Source organism: Sulfuricurvum sp. MLSB, from assembly GCF_000747095.1.
In the GTDB taxonomy this organism is placed as follows: Bacteria; Campylobacterota; Campylobacteria; order Campylobacterales; family Sulfurimonadaceae; genus Sulfuricurvum.
This window is the reverse complement of sequence record NZ_JQGL01000041.1, coordinates 46,711-62,619: the sequence shown is the minus strand read 5'-3', so window position 1 is coordinate 62,619 and position 15,909 is coordinate 46,711. Positions and strand designations below refer to the sequence as shown.

Below are 15,909 nucleotides of genomic sequence, written 5' to 3'. Positions count from 1 at the left end.
TGATTCGGCGCCGATGATTGCGCTTCCGCTCATGATCGAAGCCAAAATCGCCGTCGTCGTGCTTTTGCCGTGCGCGCCGCAGACAGCGTAGACTTTTTTCTCTTTTAAAATTCTCAACAGCGCGTCGCGGCGGTGCAATACGTCGATTCCCCGTGCTTTCGCTTCGACGACCTCGACGTTCGTATCACGGATAATGGCCGAATGGATTACCAGATCGCACCCTTGCGGGATGTTGGCCGCATCGTGCCCGATGGAGACTTTGATCCCACGATCGATGAGACGCTGGGTAATATGCGTTGCTTTCATGTCCGAGCCGCTTACCTCGTGCCCGCTGAAACGCATGTATTTGGCCAACCCCGAGATTCCGATACCGCCGATGCCGATGAAATGAATTTTCATTCTCCGATTTCCTTTTTAAAATAGCTGATGTAAAACTTGCCGCCGTTCTGTGTCGCTTCCATGTCGACGTACTGCTCGATGAAATCGTCAAACGGGATTTGTGCGTCGCACGCCGCGCGGTGGATTTTCATCGCCTCGGAGAACGCTTCGTCGTTGCTGATCCCGCCGAGGACCTCGAACAGCGCGCTCGCATCGTGCGTGCTTCCCGCGCTGTAGTGCTCGATCGCGTATTCGTACAGCGCCCGCAGCGTCGCGAAATCCTGCACTTGGCTCATGTCGAGTTTCTCGAGGTTTTCAAGGGCATTGGTGAGCCGCTCGAGAGCCAAATCAAGAATATTGGCATAGTACGCCATCAGCGTATCTTCGTCAAATTTCTCGTGCGCCTGAGACTCAAGGACGTACAACGAGGCAATGTCCCCCTCGCTTTGGGCCTGAAAAATTTTGTCTTTGAGTTCTTTCATTGCAATGCCTCCTTTAGGCGCTCAAGTGCGTGGACCGTCCGTCCCGTCTCTTCGACGAGGGCGATGCGGATATAGCCGATACCGGGATTCTCCCCGTGTGCGTTCTCGCGTGCCAGAAATTCCCCCGGCAGCACTTTGACGTTGTAGTCGCGATAAAGTCGTCGGGTAAATTCCAGTGCATCCCCGACTTTGAGCCAGACGTAGAACGTCGCATCCGAAGTCGTGATTCCCAAAATTTCCTGTGCGGCCTTGAAATTCTCGGCGTACACTTCGCGGGCGTGCGCGACATGCTTTTCGTCGCTCCATGCCATCGCCGCAGCCATTTGCAGCGGAAGCGGCGACGCGCATCCGACGTAGGTGCGGTACTGCGCATACCCTTTCAGAATTTCCGCGTCTCCGGCGATAAACCCGCTCCGAAGCCCCGGAGCCGAAGAGCGCTTGGAGATCGAGTTGATCACAAGGACGTTTTTGAACGAGGTATTGCCGACATGAAGCGACGCTTCGAGAAGCGACGGAACTTTTGAGCCGGTGTAGATCTCGCTGTAGCACTCGTCGTTGATAAGAAGAAAATTGTGTTTGAGGGCGAGCTTCACCCATTCGCCCAGTTCTTCGAGGCTCAGCACCGACGCGGTCGGGTTGTTAGGGAAGTTCAGGATCACAAGGTCGCATCCCGAGAGTTCGGCTTCGTTGATTTCCGGCTTGAAGCCGTTGGCTTCGGTCAGGTTCAGATGAATAACCCGTGCGCGCGACGCGATAGCGGCACCCTCGTAAATCTGGTAAAACGGATTGGTGTAGGCCATCACGGGGTTTTGTTTGTCGAACAGGTAAAACTGCGGGAAGTTGAATAGCACTTCCCGCGTCCCGAACGCACTGACGAGCTGATCGGGTTCGAGCTTTATCCCGAAACGGCGCTCGACGAAACCGCGCATCGCGTCGTTTAGTTCCGCTTCCCCCGCCGTTTTGGGATAATAGCGGAGTTTTTCGGAATGTTTGGCCAGCGATTTTTGGATAAACGCGGGCGTTTCAAACTGCGGCTCCCCGATCGTGAGAACGATCGGAGCATACGCCGGATTGGGAGTGATCCCAGAGAGAAGGGTGTTTAATTTTTCAAACGGATAGGGTTCAAAATGCAAAGGACGGTCTTTGTTATGGAATTTATGATGCTTTATTATAGCGATTTAATACCTTATAACCTCTTTTTTCGACGCAGGCATCCGATCTTCGGTGCCGTTAACCATCCGCTCGAACGCTCGGATATCGTGTTTGCTGACGATCATATAACGCGGCTGCGACGTCATTTTTTTGCCCGCTGCGGTGTGGGCACGATCGATCGTGAGCGCGGCTGCATAACCTGCCTGAGAGGCTTTGCGTTCGAGTTCGTCGTCGTAAATACCGAACACCCATGCGAGGTATTTCACTTCGTGTCCCATTCGCTCTTCGAGTTTTTTCTTCGCACCGCCAAGCTGTTTGTCGACGAACTTATCGTATTCGGTGGGAGAAAGTTTTTTCTTCTCGTGGTTGAAGTTGGGGTGCCAGTAGGTGTGCGATTCGACGCGAAAAAACTTCGTACTTTCGAGTTCGCGCAGCTGCTCCCAGCTCATCGCGTACGCAGCGTTCGAGATCGCGCTGGGATAGACGAAGAGGGTCACGGGTATTTTGTACTTTTTCACCAACGGCGCCATATCGGAATAGACGCTTTTGTGCCCGTCGTCGACCGTAATGACGACCGGCTTGGCGGGGAGTGTTTTGACCTCTCCTTTGAGATAGCGCATCGCGGTATCAAGAGGGATCACCGTGTACCCGTTTGATTTCAGCCACGCGAGCTGTTCGGCAAACGCAACGGTTTTGATCGTCATCGAATCGCTAACTTCCGGACCGAAACGGTGATAACACAATACCGGGATTTTGGCATTCCCCGGCGCTCCCCATACGGAACTGATAAAAAATAGAGATAGCAGAACAAGACGCAACATTGTTTTTCTCACCTTTGTATAAAAAATCGGCGGATTATAGCGCATCCGTTTACACTATTTACAAAAATCATCTTGACATTATTACCCTATTGCCCTAGAATTCGATTAATTAGTTGACTATGCAACTAAATAGAAATACAGGAGGGTGTATGAACCGTTGCGAATGCCCCGTCGACGAATCGCTGGGGTGCATAACCAACCTTGCCGCATACGGCGCCCGAAGCTATCTGACGCGTCAGCTTGCACTGAACGGCATCGACATGACGATCGAGCAGTTCAAGGTGATGGTCGTACTTTGGAACGAAAATGTCTCAACGCAGCAAGCCATCGCCGATTTTGTCGGCAAAGATAAAACCAGTATCACCCGCCTCATCGCGGGACTCGAAAAACGCGCGCTCATCCGCCGCACAATCGATGAGAACGACAAGCGGTGCAATCTTGTTACCCTCACGCCGCAGGGAATCGCCCTCGAAAAACCGACCATGCAGGTTTTAGATCAAGCCAACAAAGCCCTGCATGCCGAATTTGACTCCGAAGAGCTCGCAACAACCCTCCGCGTCCTTAAAAAAATGTGCCATCTACTCCATTACTCGTCAAAGGATTCCGAATGAAACGTATTACACTCCTTACCCTCTCTGCCGCTGCGATCATCGCTATCGGCGGATGCGAACGCCCAAAAGCCGCGGGAATGCAGCAACCGCCCCAAGGTCCCGTTCCCGTCACGACGACCCAAGCCAAGCAAGGCAACTTTCCGGCTATTTTGGAAGCAACGGGACAAACCGAAGCGTACAATACCGTTCAGGTCTACGCGCGCGTCAACGGCTATCTGGCCAAACGGGCCTATACGGAAGGCTCTTACGTGACCAAAGGGACGACTCTCTTTACGATCGATCCGAGCGATCTGAAAAACTCCCTTGAAAGCGCCAAAGCGGCATACGATCTGGCCGTTGCCAACCACACAAACGCCAAAGCCGTCTTGAACCGGATCAAACCGCTCGCGAGCGCCAATGCGGTCAGCAAACAAGAGCTTGATACCGCAACGGCAAACGAACTCAACACCGCCGCCGCCGTCTCGGGTGCCAAAGCTTCTCTGGAACAGGCCCGCCTAAACCTCAGCTACACGACGATCAAAGCTCCTATCAGCGGCTTCGTCGACCAGTCCAAAGTCGATGTCGGAACCTACGTTGCCGCAGGAGCGAACGGGCTGCTCACGACGATGTATCAAAACGATCCGATCTACGTCAATTTTACCTTCAGCGAAAATCAAAAACTCTCCCGTCAAAACGCCATCGCATCAGGACGTCTGGTCACCCCTAAAGACGGAAAATACGACGTCGAACTGGTGCTCAGCGACGGATCGACGCTAGCACGCCAAGGCCGAATCGATTTCATCGCCCCGTTTGTCGATCCGACAACGGGCAACATCATGTACCGCGCCGTTTTGGACAACAGCGATCACAAACTCCTACCCGGGCAGTTCGTCAAAGTCAAAGTCAAAGGGATGGAATGGAAAAATGCCCTTTATCTCCCTCAAAAAACGGTTCTGACCGGTGAGAAAGGAAAATTTGTCTACGTCGTTGAAGCCAACAACACCGTTTCCCCACGTCCGATAACGGTCAGTTCATGGATCGGCGGAAATATTCTGATCGAAGGCGGTTTAAGCGGAAACGAAAAAATTGTCGCCGACAGCCTGCCCAAACTCAGACCGGGCTCGGAAGTCATTCCGAACGGTAAATAATCATGTTTAGCAAGTTTTTTATCAACCGGCCGGTCCTCTCGATCGTTATCGGTATCATCATTATGCTGCTGGGATTTGCGGCGATTAAAAGCCTCCCTGTTTCGCAACTGCCGAACCTTACCCCTCCGACTGTCGTCGTCACCGCTAAATACCCAGGAGCCGATGCCCAGACCATCGCCGACAACATCCTGACCCCTCTCGAATCGCAGATTTCGGGAGCCGAGGGACTAATGTACATGAGTTCCAAAGCCGCGGCACTGCCGGGGACGGGGACGATCACGTGTACCTTCAATATCGGCGTCAATCAGGATATGGCCGCCGTCGAAGTTCAAAACCGGATCAATTCGGTACTGGCACAGCTTCCCCAGACAACCCGCGATCTGGGTGTGACGGTGGAAAAACGAACTTCCGATATCCTCCTGATCGTCGCGATCACGTCGCCTGATGGCAGCTACGATTCGACCCAGATCAGTAACTACATCTCTTCAAACCTTCTGGATGACATTAAAAAAATTCCCGGTGCGGGACGCAGCCAGATCTTCGGCCAACGCGACTACGCGATGCGGATATGGCTTAACCCCGATAAACTGGCTTCTTTGGGGGTCAGCACCTCCGAGATTGCCAACGCGATTCGCGACCAGAATCTCCAAGTCTCTCCGGGGCGCCTAGGACAGGCTCCTACCGCCGATGAGCAGATGTGGACGATGCAGCTCACTTCAAAAGGGCGTTTCTCGACCCCCGAAGAGTTTGCCAACATCATTATCCGCGCCAAAAACGACGGTTCGATGATCCGGCTGAAAGATGTTGCCCGCGTCGAACTCGGGGCGCAGAACTACGAATTTTTCGGTCGCGTCAACGGAAAACCGGCCGCGATGATCGGGATTTTCGCCGACGTCAATGCCAACGCCCTCGACACCTCAGCGGCGGTCGAGGCCAAAATGGAAAAACTGGCCAAAAAATTCCCGGCGGGAATCACCTACGACATCCCGTACAATACGACCGACTTCGTCAAAATTTCGATCGACGAGGTTGTCAAGACGCTGATCGAGGGGATCATCCTCGTCAGCCTTGTCATTTACCTCTTTTTGCAAAGCGCCCGTGCCGCACTGATCCCGATCCTCTCGATCCCGATCTCGCTGACCGGAGCCTTTATCGGAATGTATCTGCTCGGGTATTCGATCAATACCCTCACCCTCTTTGGATTGGTACTGGCCATCGGTATCGTCGTCGATGACGCGATCGTCGTCGTCGAAAATATGGAGCGGATACTGCAGAACGAGAAGATACCGCCCCGCGAAGCGGCAATCAAGGCAATGATGCAAATATCGGGTCCCGTTATCGCCATTGTCCTCGTTATGTGTGCCGTTTTCATTCCCGCTACGTTTTTGGGAGGTATGACGGGACAGCTGTACAAACAGTTTGCGGCGACGATTGCGATCTCGGTCGTATTTTCAGGCTTTATGGCACTGACGTTCGCTCCCGCCATCGGGGCGATGATTCTCAAACAGCACGATCACACGCCGAACGCCTTTTTCCGATGGTTTAACAAAGCATTCGGCAAAATGACCGACAACTACGTACGACGCTCGATGTTTATGATCCGAAAGGCGCTCATTTTCGGCGTCATCTATCTCACGACATACGGTTTTATCGCTTATTTTCACAAAACCCTGCCGACCGCCTTCCTCCCGATGGAAGATCAGGGGTATTTTATCACCAGCATCAATCTCCCCGAAGGGGCCACCGCCAACCGGACGCTGGAAGTCGTCAAGCAGGTAGAAGGGATCTTGAGCGAACAGGAAGGTATCTACAAATATACCGCCATCACCGGTCTTAATATCCTTACATTTTCGCAAGAACCCAATTCCGCCGTCGTGTTTACCCGCCTTAAGTCGTGGGAAGAACGCCCGACCAAAGAGCTCTCCGTTTTCGGTATATTAGGCTCACTCGGGCCGAAACTCGGAAGCATCAAAGAGGCAAAAGTCTTTGCCATGCCTCCTCCATCGATCCGGGGAATGGGAGCGTCGGACATGTTCAGCCTCCGACTACTGCAGCCGGGTGACAACAACTTCACGCACCATGCCGCAACGACCAACGAATTTATCGGTGCGCTCAAAGCCGAACCGAGCATCAAAAACCCTTTCAGTACGATGAACGTCAACACCCCGACCCTTTCGGTCGAAGTCGATCGCGAAAAAGCCAAATCGCTGGGGCTCTCGATCAACGACGTTTTTCAGACGCTGCAGGCGACCATCGGTACGATGTACGTCAACCAGTTCGACCGCAACGGCAAAACGTACTGGGTACAGATGCAATCGGACAGCTCTTATCGCGCCACCCCCGAAGATATCGGACGCGCATGGGTACGCTCAAGCAGCGGAATGCTCGTCCCTCTCTCCTCGGTCGTAACGGTCAAAATGGCCAGTGCGCCCTCCTCGATAGAGCATTTCAACGGCGTACTGAGCACGACCGTCATGGGATCCCCTTCACCGGGATACAGTTCGGGAGACATCATCAACACCATCGAAAACAATGCCGACACGCTCCTGCCCGCCACGGCCAGCTACGACTGGGAAGGTTTGTATCTGCAGGAAAAGCTGGTCGGTTCCAAGGCGCTGATCATCGTCGCCTTTGCCCTCGTCATGGTTTATCTGATTCTTGCCGCCCTGTATGAGCGGTGGACGTTGCCGATCTCGATCATGCTCGCCGTTCCGTACGGAATCATGGGAGCCTATACCGTCGTCTGGTTCATCCCGTTTTTGAACAACAACGTCTACTTCCAGATCGGGCTGCTCACCCTGATCGCCCTCTCGGCCAAAAACGCGATTCTCGTCGTCGAATTTGCCGAAGAACAGCGCCAAATGGGGAAAAGCATTTATGACGCGACCATGGAAGCCGCACGATTGCGTTATCGTCCGATGATGATGACCTCGTTTGCCTTTTTGGCCGGAATGCTCCCGCTGATATTCAGTTCCGGTGCAGGAGCCGCCGGGCGCTTCTCCATCGGGGTAGCGATGTTCGGCGGTATGTTGGCCGCCACGTTCATCGAACGGTATTTCATTCCGTATCTCTACTACTGGGTCGCTACGGCTCAGGAAAAATTTATCGAGCGAAAGGGGGTATCCCATGACTAAGCACGCAACCTACGGTTCACTCCTTTTAACGTTTCTTCTGGGCGGTTGTACGATCGGTCCCGATTACGTCAAACCTGCCGTCGCCGTGCCCGAATCGTTTCGGGACGCTAACGGCTCGGCAGCCATAGACGCACAATGGTGGAAACATTTTAACGACCCCCGACTCTCCGAAGCGGTAGAGGATGCGTTGCGGACCAATTACGACCTGCAGTCCTCACAGGCTCAGGTCGACGCGCTGCTGGGAAAATTCGATCAAGCCAAATCCTATCTCTATCCGCAAATCAACGGCAACGGTTCAATGACCCGCAAAGGGGTTTATGATGCGACCGGATCCAACCTCCACGACGGCGTCACCTCCACCTATGCCGCTTCGCTTTCGCTGGCGAGCTACGAAATCGATCTGTTCGGAAAAGTACGGCGTGCCAATGAAGCGGCCCGGGCGCTGCTCCTCTCCAGCGTTTATGCCAAAGAGACGGTCAAGCTCTCCGTCACTGCCGCCGTCTCCGCATCGTATTTCAAACTCGCCGCGCTGCAAAGCCAAATCGATCTGGCCAAAGAGAACCTCTCCATCAGCCGCGATCTTTATGAATTGACAGGGCTTAAATACCGTCACGGCGTCATCGACGAAAGTACCTATTTACAAGCCGAATCCGAATATGAAAGCGCCAAAGCGACATTATCGCAGCTGGAAGCGTCGAAAATCGCCGAAGAGGCCGTTTATAACGTCCTGCTCGGACGAAATCCTCAAAGCGTCTCCACGGCATCTCTTGAATCGATCATGCTTCCGACCGTTCCTGCCGCCATCCCAAGTTCGGTGTTGGCACGCCGCCCCGATATCGCTGCGGCGGAACAGAATCTGATCGCGTCCAACGCACAGATCGGTATCGCACGCGCCGCCTATTTTCCCAGTATCAAACTGACCGGCATGCTCGGGGTTCAAAGCCTGGAGTTGAGTGACTTTGTCTCCAACCCGACCAGACTTTGGGAAATTGTTCCGTCCGTCTCCGTACCGATCTTTAGCGCCGGACGTATTGCCGGTGAAATCAAAACAGCCGAAGCCGAACATAACGCTACTCTGGCTGCGTACCGCAAAACCATTGTGAGCGCTTTTAACGATACGGACAGTGTTTTGGGCCAAACGCTCAAGGCCAATGAGCAAATAACGTATCAAAACAAACGCTCGCTCGCGATTGCTCAGGCATTGAAACAAGCCAAGCTCCGTTATCAGGTAGGCGCCATTTCCTATACGGAGATGCTGACGGTCCAGCAGCAATGGCTTGCGGCACACCAAAGCTATCTGATCGCCAAACAAAACGGCCTTACCGCAACCGTCAACGTGTATAAAGCTCTCGGCGGCGGTTGGGAAGAAAAAAACACGGCTCTCGCTCTTGATTATCTCCCTTCAGGGAGATAATATTTTCCTCTCGTTATTTCGCAAACGGATTCGTTTGCGGAGCAAAAATGAATTTCTTTTCCTTTCCCGAAATGCCATCCAAAAGCTAATCAAAAGTAAATAGGTACTCAAAAAGGGCAAAAAATACTTTTTTTGCCTCTACCGATGTTACTATTTTTAGCGAAAAACAGGCTATTTTGAAAAATTTGTGATGCCGTCGAAGCCCCTATTTCATGGAGTTCATAAAAATATATTCAAAAATTTGTCAAAACCTCTTGACAAGTATGGGGGAGGTAGTGATATACTTCCGCCATAAATTTTTAAGGAGCCTTACCATGTTGAAAATCTTTTCTGCTTTGTTGCTTGCTGCTATGTTCATCGGATGCAGCGAATCTGCGCCAGTTGCTGAAGAAGCAAACGTTACTGCTGAAGAAGTTGCTGCACCAGTTGCTGAAGAAGCAAACGTTACTGTTGAAGCAAACGCTACTGAAGCAAACGCTACTGCTGAATAAGTTTCGACTTACAGCTTAGTTTTGCACTTCGGTGCGAAACGCCCTTCCCTCTTTCTTTATTTCTTTCAACTCCATTCAAACTAAAAATCGTACAATATCCTGAAATTTATTTAGGAGAACCTCTATGAAATACTTTCTAACATTCGTCTGTTCTTTGTTCTTGATCGGATGCGGTGATTCGGCACAAACCGACACGTCTGCCGTATCGCAAAACGAAACACAGCCTGTCGTCGCAACGGCAACCGAAGCCAATGCTTCCGCACAACTCTCAACGGCTGTAACCGAGACTGCGACACCGGTTGTTGCAGCAGCACCTGCTGCTGTAAGCGCCGCTGAGAGCAAAACACCGGCTCCGGTGAAGACGATAGCCGTGTCTGCCGACGGCAATGCTCTCTTCGGCCAGAAGTGTGCTTCATGCCACGGTATGAAAGCCGAGAAATCCGCTTTGGGAAAATCACAAATCATTGCGGGATGGAGCGAACAGAAAGTCAAAGAGGCTTTAAAAGGGTATCAGGCCGGTACGTACGGCAAAGAGATGAAAGCGTTGATGCAGGGGCAAGCCAAGCCGCTTAGCGATGCTCAGATCGATGCGCTCGCCAAACATATCTCCGGGCTGTAAACAATCAGCCTTCGCTTTTTGGTAACGCGAATTTTTGCGTTACCAGTTCCCCTTCGTCATTGAAAAACACATAATACAAAAAGTCTTTCTTAACACTCAATCCTGCCAAATAGCGCAAGGCCAGATTGGCTTGCAAGGATGCGATATGCATGACGATCGGCGCAGCGATCCCGGCGGGTGTTTTTTGGGTGATTTTAAACAGTTCGTTAAACGATGCGTTTTCGAAAAAACAGACTTGTCCGTTGAACGCTTCGACCGAACCGTATACCCACGGCAACCCTTTGGATTTCGCGTACGTATTGATCATTCCGCGCGTGGGAAGATTGTCGGTCGCATCGATGATCAAATCGACGTCGATATTTTTTTCGGTAAATTCTTCAAACCGGCAGGTATGCGGATACGCTTTAACGTAAGGGCAGCGCGATTCGATCAGCGCGCACGCCACTTCGGCCTTGTTTTTTCCCTCATCTCCCGACTTGAAAGCGATCTGACGATGGATGTTATGCAGACTGACCGTATCGAAGTCAATCATATGGATCTCACCGATACCTGAGGCTCCGAGTGCAAACGCCAATGACGATCCCAATCCTCCGCTTCCGATAACGGCAATTCGTTTGGATTGCAAAGTACGCTGCGTCTCTTCGCCCCACAATTGCACCTGACGATGGAAATAATGCATCATATCCGAAGTCCTCCTCTAATGATGATTTACTGTAGCATCGTTTTCGTTAAAACTGTCCCTATTCCGATTGCTCGGCTCAGGTATTCATACGATGTGCGTTTCGTTTGCGCATGGCTTCTTTAAAACCCCATCCTTTGCGCGATTCAATGAGGCTTTTTCGGTCGAGATCGACGATCAGCAGTTCTTCGGTATTCCCAAGATCGGCTTCGATCTCTCCATCAGGAGAAATCACCATCGAATCGCCGTAGAATTTCCATGCATGTTTCTCGTCGAAATATTCACCGACCCGGTTGGCGCGAAGGATATAGCAGTTGTGAGTAAAAGCACGGGTCTTCAGAAGCTCTCTCCATCGGTTGTGCGACTCGAACGTCGATGCGCTTGGGATCAGAACCGCATCGACGCTTTTTGCGTCCACAGCGTCCCACATCGAATCAAAATGGACTTCAAATCCGCCCATCACGGCAAATTTAAACCCGCCGACAGCAAAAATCATCGGAGGTTTGAGGGCTTCGATCGGGTTATTGAAAAACTTCTCTTCGTTCCAATGGGGATAGTTGATCAAAAACTGCTGCGGGTAATAGGTGACGCTGCGCGGTCCGACCTTGACAATCATTTTCGTACACTCTTTTTTCTTCACCGTCACGATAGGGGCGATAAACACCAAATTGTATTTCTCTGCCAACGATTTCAGCGTTTCGATCTGATGTGCGCTTTGCTCTGCAATCATCGAAACAGGGGTATGAACCAATTCTTTAAAAAACGGGTTCAGCAGATACTCTCCCATGACCACCAGATTAACCCCTTTTTGATGGGCGACACGGGCATAATTATCGAGCTTGTTACTCCCCATACCGATCGATGGGAGTTGCAAAAGGGCACAACGCATCATTGCTCCTGATTTTTAATAATTTGAATCTGCAACTGAGCTTCTTCAAGCATTTTTTCGGCAGATTTTAGCTCTTTCATCCCCTCTTCGTACGCCTTTATACTCTCGTTCATAGGCAAAGCGGGATCCATCAGTTTTTCCAAGATCTCTTTGGCTTTGGCAATCTTCGTTTCAAAACTCTCTTCCTGGCTCATAATGCCTCCCGTACATACTGATCGATTTTATCGATTTCGACTAAAAATGCATCATGCCCGTAATCACTCTGCACCGCAAGATAATCAACATTCTCTTTTCCCTGCGATTTCATCGCATTGTAAATACTTTCCATCTCGTCCGGAAGGAACAGAAGGTCCTTTTCAAAGCTGACCAGATAGAGTTCGGCATTGATTTTCGAGAGTGCCTCTTCAAGCGAATCGAACCCCCGCGAGAGGTCGTAGATGTTGATCGCTTTGGTGATGTACAGATACGACAGCGGATCAAACCATTTGGTGAAATTGTAACCGTTGTATTCCAGATACGACTCGATCTGGAACTTCCCGAAAAGTTCAAACAATCCGTCATTTCGACGGTATTCGCGCCCGAATTTTTTGGTCATGGACTGATGGGACAAAAAGCTGATATGTCCCGCCATACGTCCGATTGCCATCCCAGAGAGACCGTTTTCGCGGATAACTTCGGGGTCATAATAGCCGTTTTTAAAATCAGGGTCTTTGAGAATCGCTTCCTGCGCCACTTTGTTAAAAGCGATTGCCCAAGGCTGTGTCGCGGCCGTCGTCGCCATCGCGATAATCTTTTTGGCAAAATTAGGGAAGAAGACGCCGAACGCCAACGCCTGCATTCCTCCCATCGAACCGCCGATCACCGCATGGACTTGATGGATTCCCAAACGGTCAAACAAAATACGTTGCGCTTTGACCATATCAAGGATCGTGATAACGGGGAATTTATAACGATAAGGTTCGTTGTAAGGGTAACGCGGCGACATGGGTCCCGTCGAGCCGAAGCAGCTTCCGATCACGTTGGTACAGATCACGAAAAAACGGTCGGTATCGACCGCTTTCCCCGGACCTATAAGAGCGTCCCACCAACCGGCTTTATTGTCCCCTTCATACGTCCCGGCCGCATGGTGCGACCCGGTGAGTGCGTGCGTGATCACAATTACATTATCCCGCGCGTCGTTTAGTTCTCCGTAGGTCTCGTAGACGATATCATACGGTTCTAAAATACGTCCGCTCTCCAGATAGAGGGGATTGGTAAAATGTTCAGTGTGAATCTGCAGGTTTAACATAACTTCCTTTACGCGCCCAATGCCTGTTTGAGGTCATTGATCAGATCCTCGGATGCTTCCAGCCCGATACTAAGACGAATCAAGCCGGAGGGTACGCCGCATGCGACAAGTTCGTCTTCCGAAAGCTGCTGATGGGTCGTCGATGCAGGATGAGTAATGATCGATTTCGAATCGCCGATGTTCACGACCAGCGAGAACAGGTTCGTCGCATCGACGATTTTTTTCGCCGACTCGAAACTTTCCACCTCGAAGCTCAGCAGCCCACTTGACATGCCGCCGTCGAAATAGCGTTGTGCATCGGCATAATTCGCGTTGCTTTTAAGCCCGGGATAGTTGACTTTGTTCACCTTGGGGTGGCTTTCCAAAAACTCCGCTACGGCCAATGCGTTGCGGGAATGCTCGCGCATACGCAAGCTCAGGGTTTCAATTCCCTGAATAAAGAGCCATGAGTTAAACGGCGATACGACCGCACCCAGATCGCGCAGAAGCGACAAGCGTGCACGCAGCGTATAAAGCGGCAATGGAACGTCCACGTACACCAACCCGTGATAACTCCCGTCCGGCTCGTTGAACTGCGGATAACGCGGATTGGATTTGATCAGATCGATCAACCCGTGGCGCTCGACCATGATACCGCCGATGGCAAGCCCCTGCCCCGTCGTGTATTTGCTCGCACTGTGAACGACAACATCGACACCGTGCTCAAGTGGACGGCACAATACGGGAGTCGCTACCGTGTTATCGACGATGGTGAGGATTCCGTGTTTTTTGGCGATGGCTGTGATGGCACCGATATCGGCAACATCGATGCTCGGATTGGTCAGAGTCTCGAAAAAGATCGCTTTGGTCTTATCATCGACCAGCCCTTCAATCGCCTCCGGATTATGCACATCAAAAAAGCGTGCCTGGATACCGAAACGTTTAAGCGTATGCGCCGCTTGCGTCAGCGTACCGCCGTAAAGCTGTTTGGCGCAAACGATATTGTCTCCTGCCTCTGCTGCATTGGCAATCGCATAAAAAATCGCCGCCATACCGCTGGAGGTCGCTAAACCAGCTGCTCCTCCTTCAAGGGCGGCAAACCGTTTTTCAAATACATCGGTTGTCGGGTTGTTCAAACGGGTATAAATATTTCCCAGCTCTTTGAGGGAAAAGAGATTCGCGGCATGTTCGACGTCGCGAAACTCATACGCGGTAGTCTGATAGATGGGAACCGCCATCGTGCTTTGGGTATCTTTGTCATATCCGGCGTGAATCGCGTCGGTTTGGAGTTGCATATTCATCCTTTAGGTTGTTTGGTGCAATTGTATCTTCATCCCACACGTTTTCCCGTGTTTTCCTAACGGTTTAATCATGATTATCCCGATAAGAAATGGTTTTTATACGTGGTAGTTCGGCGCTTCCTGCGTAATAATAACGTCGTGGACATGAGACTCTTTCAGCCCTGCGCTGGTAATCTCTACGAATTCGGCTTTGTCCCAGAACATCGGAATGCTCTCAGACCCGCAATATCCCATAGATGAACGCAGACCGCCCATCATCTGATGCACAACCGCCGCGATCGTTCCGCGATACGGAACACGCCCTTCGATCCCTTCAGGAACAAGTTTGTCCGCAGCGGTTCCTTCCTGGAAATAACGATCCGTTGAGCCTTTGGTCATCGCACCGATAGACCCCATCCCACGGTAGGCTTTGTACTGACGGCCCTGATACATGATCGTATCACCCGGAGATTCTTCCGTTCCGGCCAAAAGCGATCCGGCCATAATAACGCTTGCCCCGACCGCCAACGCTTTAGCAATATCGCCCGAGTAACGGATACCGCCGTCGGCGATAATCGGTACTCCGTACTTGCGTCCGACGGCCGCACATTCGTCAATTGCCGAGATTTGCGGTACGCCGACACCGGCAACGATACGGGTCGTACAGATTGATCCCGGCCCGATACCGACTTTGACGCCGTCCGCACCCGCCTCGATCAACGCTTCTGTCGCTTCACCTGTTGCAACGTTTCCGGCAATGATATCGACAACCATCTCTTTTTTGATTGCTTTGACGGTATCGAGAATCCCTTTGGAGTGACCGTGTGCGGAATCAAGAACCAAAACGTCAACACCTGCATCCACGAGGGCGCGAGCACGGTCAAGCTGACCGACGCCGATGGCCGCACCGACACGCAGACGGCCGAAATCGTCTTTGTTGGCGTGCGGATATTCGATCCGTTTTTTAATGTCCTTGATCGTAATCAGCCCTTTGAGGCATCCCTCATCGTCGATGATAGGAAGTTTTTCGATCTTGTTTTTGTGCATGATCTGCTCAGCTTCTTCGAGGGTGATTCCCGCTTTTGCCGTTACGAGCGGCATCGGAGTCATGACCATGTGTGCTTGTTTTTTGAGATCTTTTTCAAAACGCATATCGCGGTTGGTCAGAATACCAAGCAGCTTGTTATGCGCATCAACGACGGGAACACCCGAAATACGGAACTCACTCATCAGCTGTTCTGCATCGGCAAGCGTCGCATCGGGCAGAACGTAAATCGGATCGATGATGATACCGCTTTCGGATTTTTTAACTTTTTTGACCTGTTTCACCTGCGTTTCGATATCCATGTTTTTATGGATGATCCCGATCCCGCCCAGATGCGCCATCGCAATCGCCGCACGGTATTCGGTAACCGTATCCATCGCTGCAGAGACCATCGGAATATTCAGGGGAATGTTGCGGGTCAGCATCGTTTTCAAACTCACCTCTTTCGGGAGGACCTCCGAGTATTTAGGGATGAGCAATACATCTTCAAAAGTAAGAGCGCGTTTACGAATGTTCATAA

Annotated in this window: 16 protein-coding genes; 6 read left to right on the top strand and 10 right to left on the bottom strand. The window is 51.5% G+C overall.

Translation table 11 applies throughout. The features are described from left to right. The 4 genes from JU82_RS11755 to JU82_RS04695 form a co-directional block, all read right to left on the bottom strand. Positions 1-399: Mur ligase domain-containing protein (locus tag JU82_RS11755; protein ID WP_037947114.1), on the bottom strand; the 399-nt coding region annotated here is incomplete at its 3' end. Further along, complete coding sequence (locus tag JU82_RS04705) at positions 396-860, bottom strand: hypothetical protein (protein ID WP_294892137.1); 465 nt, start codon at positions 858-860, stop codon at positions 396-398. The genes JU82_RS11755 and JU82_RS04705, both read right to left, overlap by 4 nt. Further along, complete coding sequence (locus JU82_RS04700) at positions 857-1,993, bottom strand: succinyldiaminopimelate transaminase (protein ID WP_037947108.1); 1,137 nt, start codon at positions 1,991-1,993, stop codon at positions 857-859. Before JU82_RS04700 ends, JU82_RS04705 begins: the two co-directional genes overlap by 4 nt. A 45-nt stretch (positions 1,994-2,038) precedes the next feature. Next, positions 2,039-2,833, bottom strand: a complete 795-nt coding sequence (locus JU82_RS04695; RefSeq protein WP_037947104.1) for a polysaccharide deacetylase family protein — start codon at positions 2,831-2,833, stop codon at positions 2,039-2,041. 149 nt (positions 2,834-2,982) lie between these two features. Between JU82_RS04695 and JU82_RS11750 the strand changes: the two genes are divergently transcribed. From JU82_RS11750 to JU82_RS12210, 6 genes are all read left to right on the top strand, one after another. Next, entirely contained in the window at positions 2,983-3,444 is a 462-nt protein-coding gene (locus JU82_RS11750) for a MarR family transcriptional regulator (RefSeq protein WP_294892136.1), read from the top strand. Beyond that, positions 3,441-4,571 (top strand): efflux RND transporter periplasmic adaptor subunit, encoded by a 1,131-nt coding sequence (locus JU82_RS04685; RefSeq protein WP_294892135.1) that lies wholly within the window; start codon positions 3,441-3,443, stop codon positions 4,569-4,571. Before JU82_RS11750 ends, JU82_RS04685 begins: the two co-directional genes overlap by 4 nt. A gap of 2 nt (positions 4,572-4,573) precedes the next feature. After that, positions 4,574-7,705, top strand: a complete 3,132-nt coding sequence (locus JU82_RS04680) for an efflux RND transporter permease subunit (RefSeq protein ID WP_037947100.1) — start codon at positions 4,574-4,576, stop codon at positions 7,703-7,705. Beyond that, the gene (locus JU82_RS04675; RefSeq protein ID WP_294892134.1) at positions 7,698-9,119 is read left to right on the top strand and encodes an efflux transporter outer membrane subunit; all 1,422 of its coding nucleotides are present in this window, start codon (positions 7,698-7,700) and stop codon (positions 9,117-9,119) included. Before JU82_RS04680 ends, JU82_RS04675 begins: the two co-directional genes overlap by 8 nt. Positions 9,120-9,433: 314 nt before the next feature. Continuing rightward, positions 9,434-9,610 carry a hypothetical protein gene (locus JU82_RS11745; RefSeq protein WP_294892133.1) on the top strand — a complete coding sequence of 59 codons (177 nt, stop codon included), beginning with the start codon at positions 9,434-9,436 and terminating at the stop codon, positions 9,608-9,610. 124 nt (positions 9,611-9,734) lie between these two features. Then, entirely contained in the window at positions 9,735-10,229 is a 495-nt protein-coding gene (locus JU82_RS12210; RefSeq protein ID WP_349678317.1) for a c-type cytochrome, read from the top strand. 4 nt (positions 10,230-10,233) lie between these two features. On the opposite strand, the gene JU82_RS04665 is transcribed toward JU82_RS12210, so the two are convergent. The 6 genes from JU82_RS04665 to guaB form a co-directional block, all read right to left on the bottom strand. Then, on the bottom strand, positions 10,234-10,911 hold the full coding sequence (locus JU82_RS04665; protein ID WP_037947098.1) for a HesA/MoeB/ThiF family protein: 678 nt from the start codon (positions 10,909-10,911) through the stop codon (positions 10,234-10,236). Positions 10,912-10,987: 76 nt separating this feature from the next. Further along, positions 10,988-11,797 (bottom strand): carbon-nitrogen hydrolase family protein, encoded by an 810-nt coding sequence (locus tag JU82_RS04660; protein WP_037947095.1) that lies wholly within the window; start codon positions 11,795-11,797, stop codon positions 10,988-10,990. Further along, a complete protein-coding gene (gene xseB, locus JU82_RS04655; protein ID WP_037947092.1) occupies positions 11,797-11,991 on the bottom strand; it encodes an exodeoxyribonuclease VII small subunit in 195 nt (64 codons plus the stop codon). The genes JU82_RS04660 and xseB overlap by 1 nt, the downstream gene beginning before the upstream one ends. Next, complete coding sequence (locus JU82_RS04650; RefSeq protein ID WP_037947089.1) at positions 11,988-13,085, bottom strand: homoserine O-acetyltransferase; 1,098 nt, start codon at positions 13,083-13,085, stop codon at positions 11,988-11,990. The genes xseB and JU82_RS04650 overlap by 4 nt, the downstream gene beginning before the upstream one ends. 8 nt (positions 13,086-13,093) lie before the next feature. Then, a complete protein-coding gene (locus JU82_RS04645; RefSeq protein ID WP_037947086.1) occupies positions 13,094-14,359 on the bottom strand; it encodes an O-acetylhomoserine aminocarboxypropyltransferase/cysteine synthase family protein in 1,266 nt (421 codons plus the stop codon). A gap of 102 nt (positions 14,360-14,461) precedes the next feature. Next, entirely contained in the window at positions 14,462-15,907 is a 1,446-nt protein-coding gene (gene guaB, locus JU82_RS04640; RefSeq protein WP_037947083.1) for an IMP dehydrogenase, read from the bottom strand. Positions 15,908-15,909 lie beyond the last annotated feature (2 nt).

Coding starts and splice junctions, on each gene's coding strand:
- JU82_RS04705 (WP_294892137.1), bottom strand. CDS start 860: ATGAAAGAACTCAAAGACAAAATTTTTCAGGCCCAAAGCGAGGGGGAC.
- JU82_RS04695 (WP_037947104.1), bottom strand. CDS start 2,833: ATGTTGCGTCTTGTTCTGCTATCTCTATTTTTTATCAGTTCCGTATGG.
- JU82_RS11750 (WP_294892136.1), top strand. CDS start 2,983: ATGAACCGTTGCGAATGCCCCGTCGACGAATCGCTGGGGTGCATAACC.
- JU82_RS04685 (WP_294892135.1), top strand. CDS start 3,441: ATGAAACGTATTACACTCCTTACCCTCTCTGCCGCTGCGATCATCGCT.
- JU82_RS04680 (WP_037947100.1), top strand. CDS start 4,574: ATGTTTAGCAAGTTTTTTATCAACCGGCCGGTCCTCTCGATCGTTATC.
- JU82_RS04675 (WP_294892134.1), top strand. CDS start 7,698: ATGACTAAGCACGCAACCTACGGTTCACTCCTTTTAACGTTTCTTCTG.
- JU82_RS11745 (WP_294892133.1), top strand. CDS start 9,434: ATGTTGAAAATCTTTTCTGCTTTGTTGCTTGCTGCTATGTTCATCGGA.
- JU82_RS12210 (WP_349678317.1), top strand. CDS start 9,735: ATGAAATACTTTCTAACATTCGTCTGTTCTTTGTTCTTGATCGGATGC.
- JU82_RS04665 (WP_037947098.1), bottom strand. CDS start 10,911: ATGATGCATTATTTCCATCGTCAGGTGCAATTGTGGGGCGAAGAGACG.
- JU82_RS04660 (WP_037947095.1), bottom strand. CDS start 11,797: ATGCGTTGTGCCCTTTTGCAACTCCCATCGATCGGTATGGGGAGTAAC.
- xseB (WP_037947092.1), bottom strand. CDS start 11,991: ATGAGCCAGGAAGAGAGTTTTGAAACGAAGATTGCCAAAGCCAAAGAG.
- JU82_RS04650 (WP_037947089.1), bottom strand. CDS start 13,085: ATGTTAAACCTGCAGATTCACACTGAACATTTTACCAATCCCCTCTAT.
- JU82_RS04645 (WP_037947086.1), bottom strand. CDS start 14,359: ATGCAACTCCAAACCGACGCGATTCACGCCGGATATGACAAAGATACC.
- guaB (WP_037947083.1), bottom strand. CDS start 15,907: ATGAACATTCGTAAACGCGCTCTTACTTTTGAAGATGTATTGCTCATC.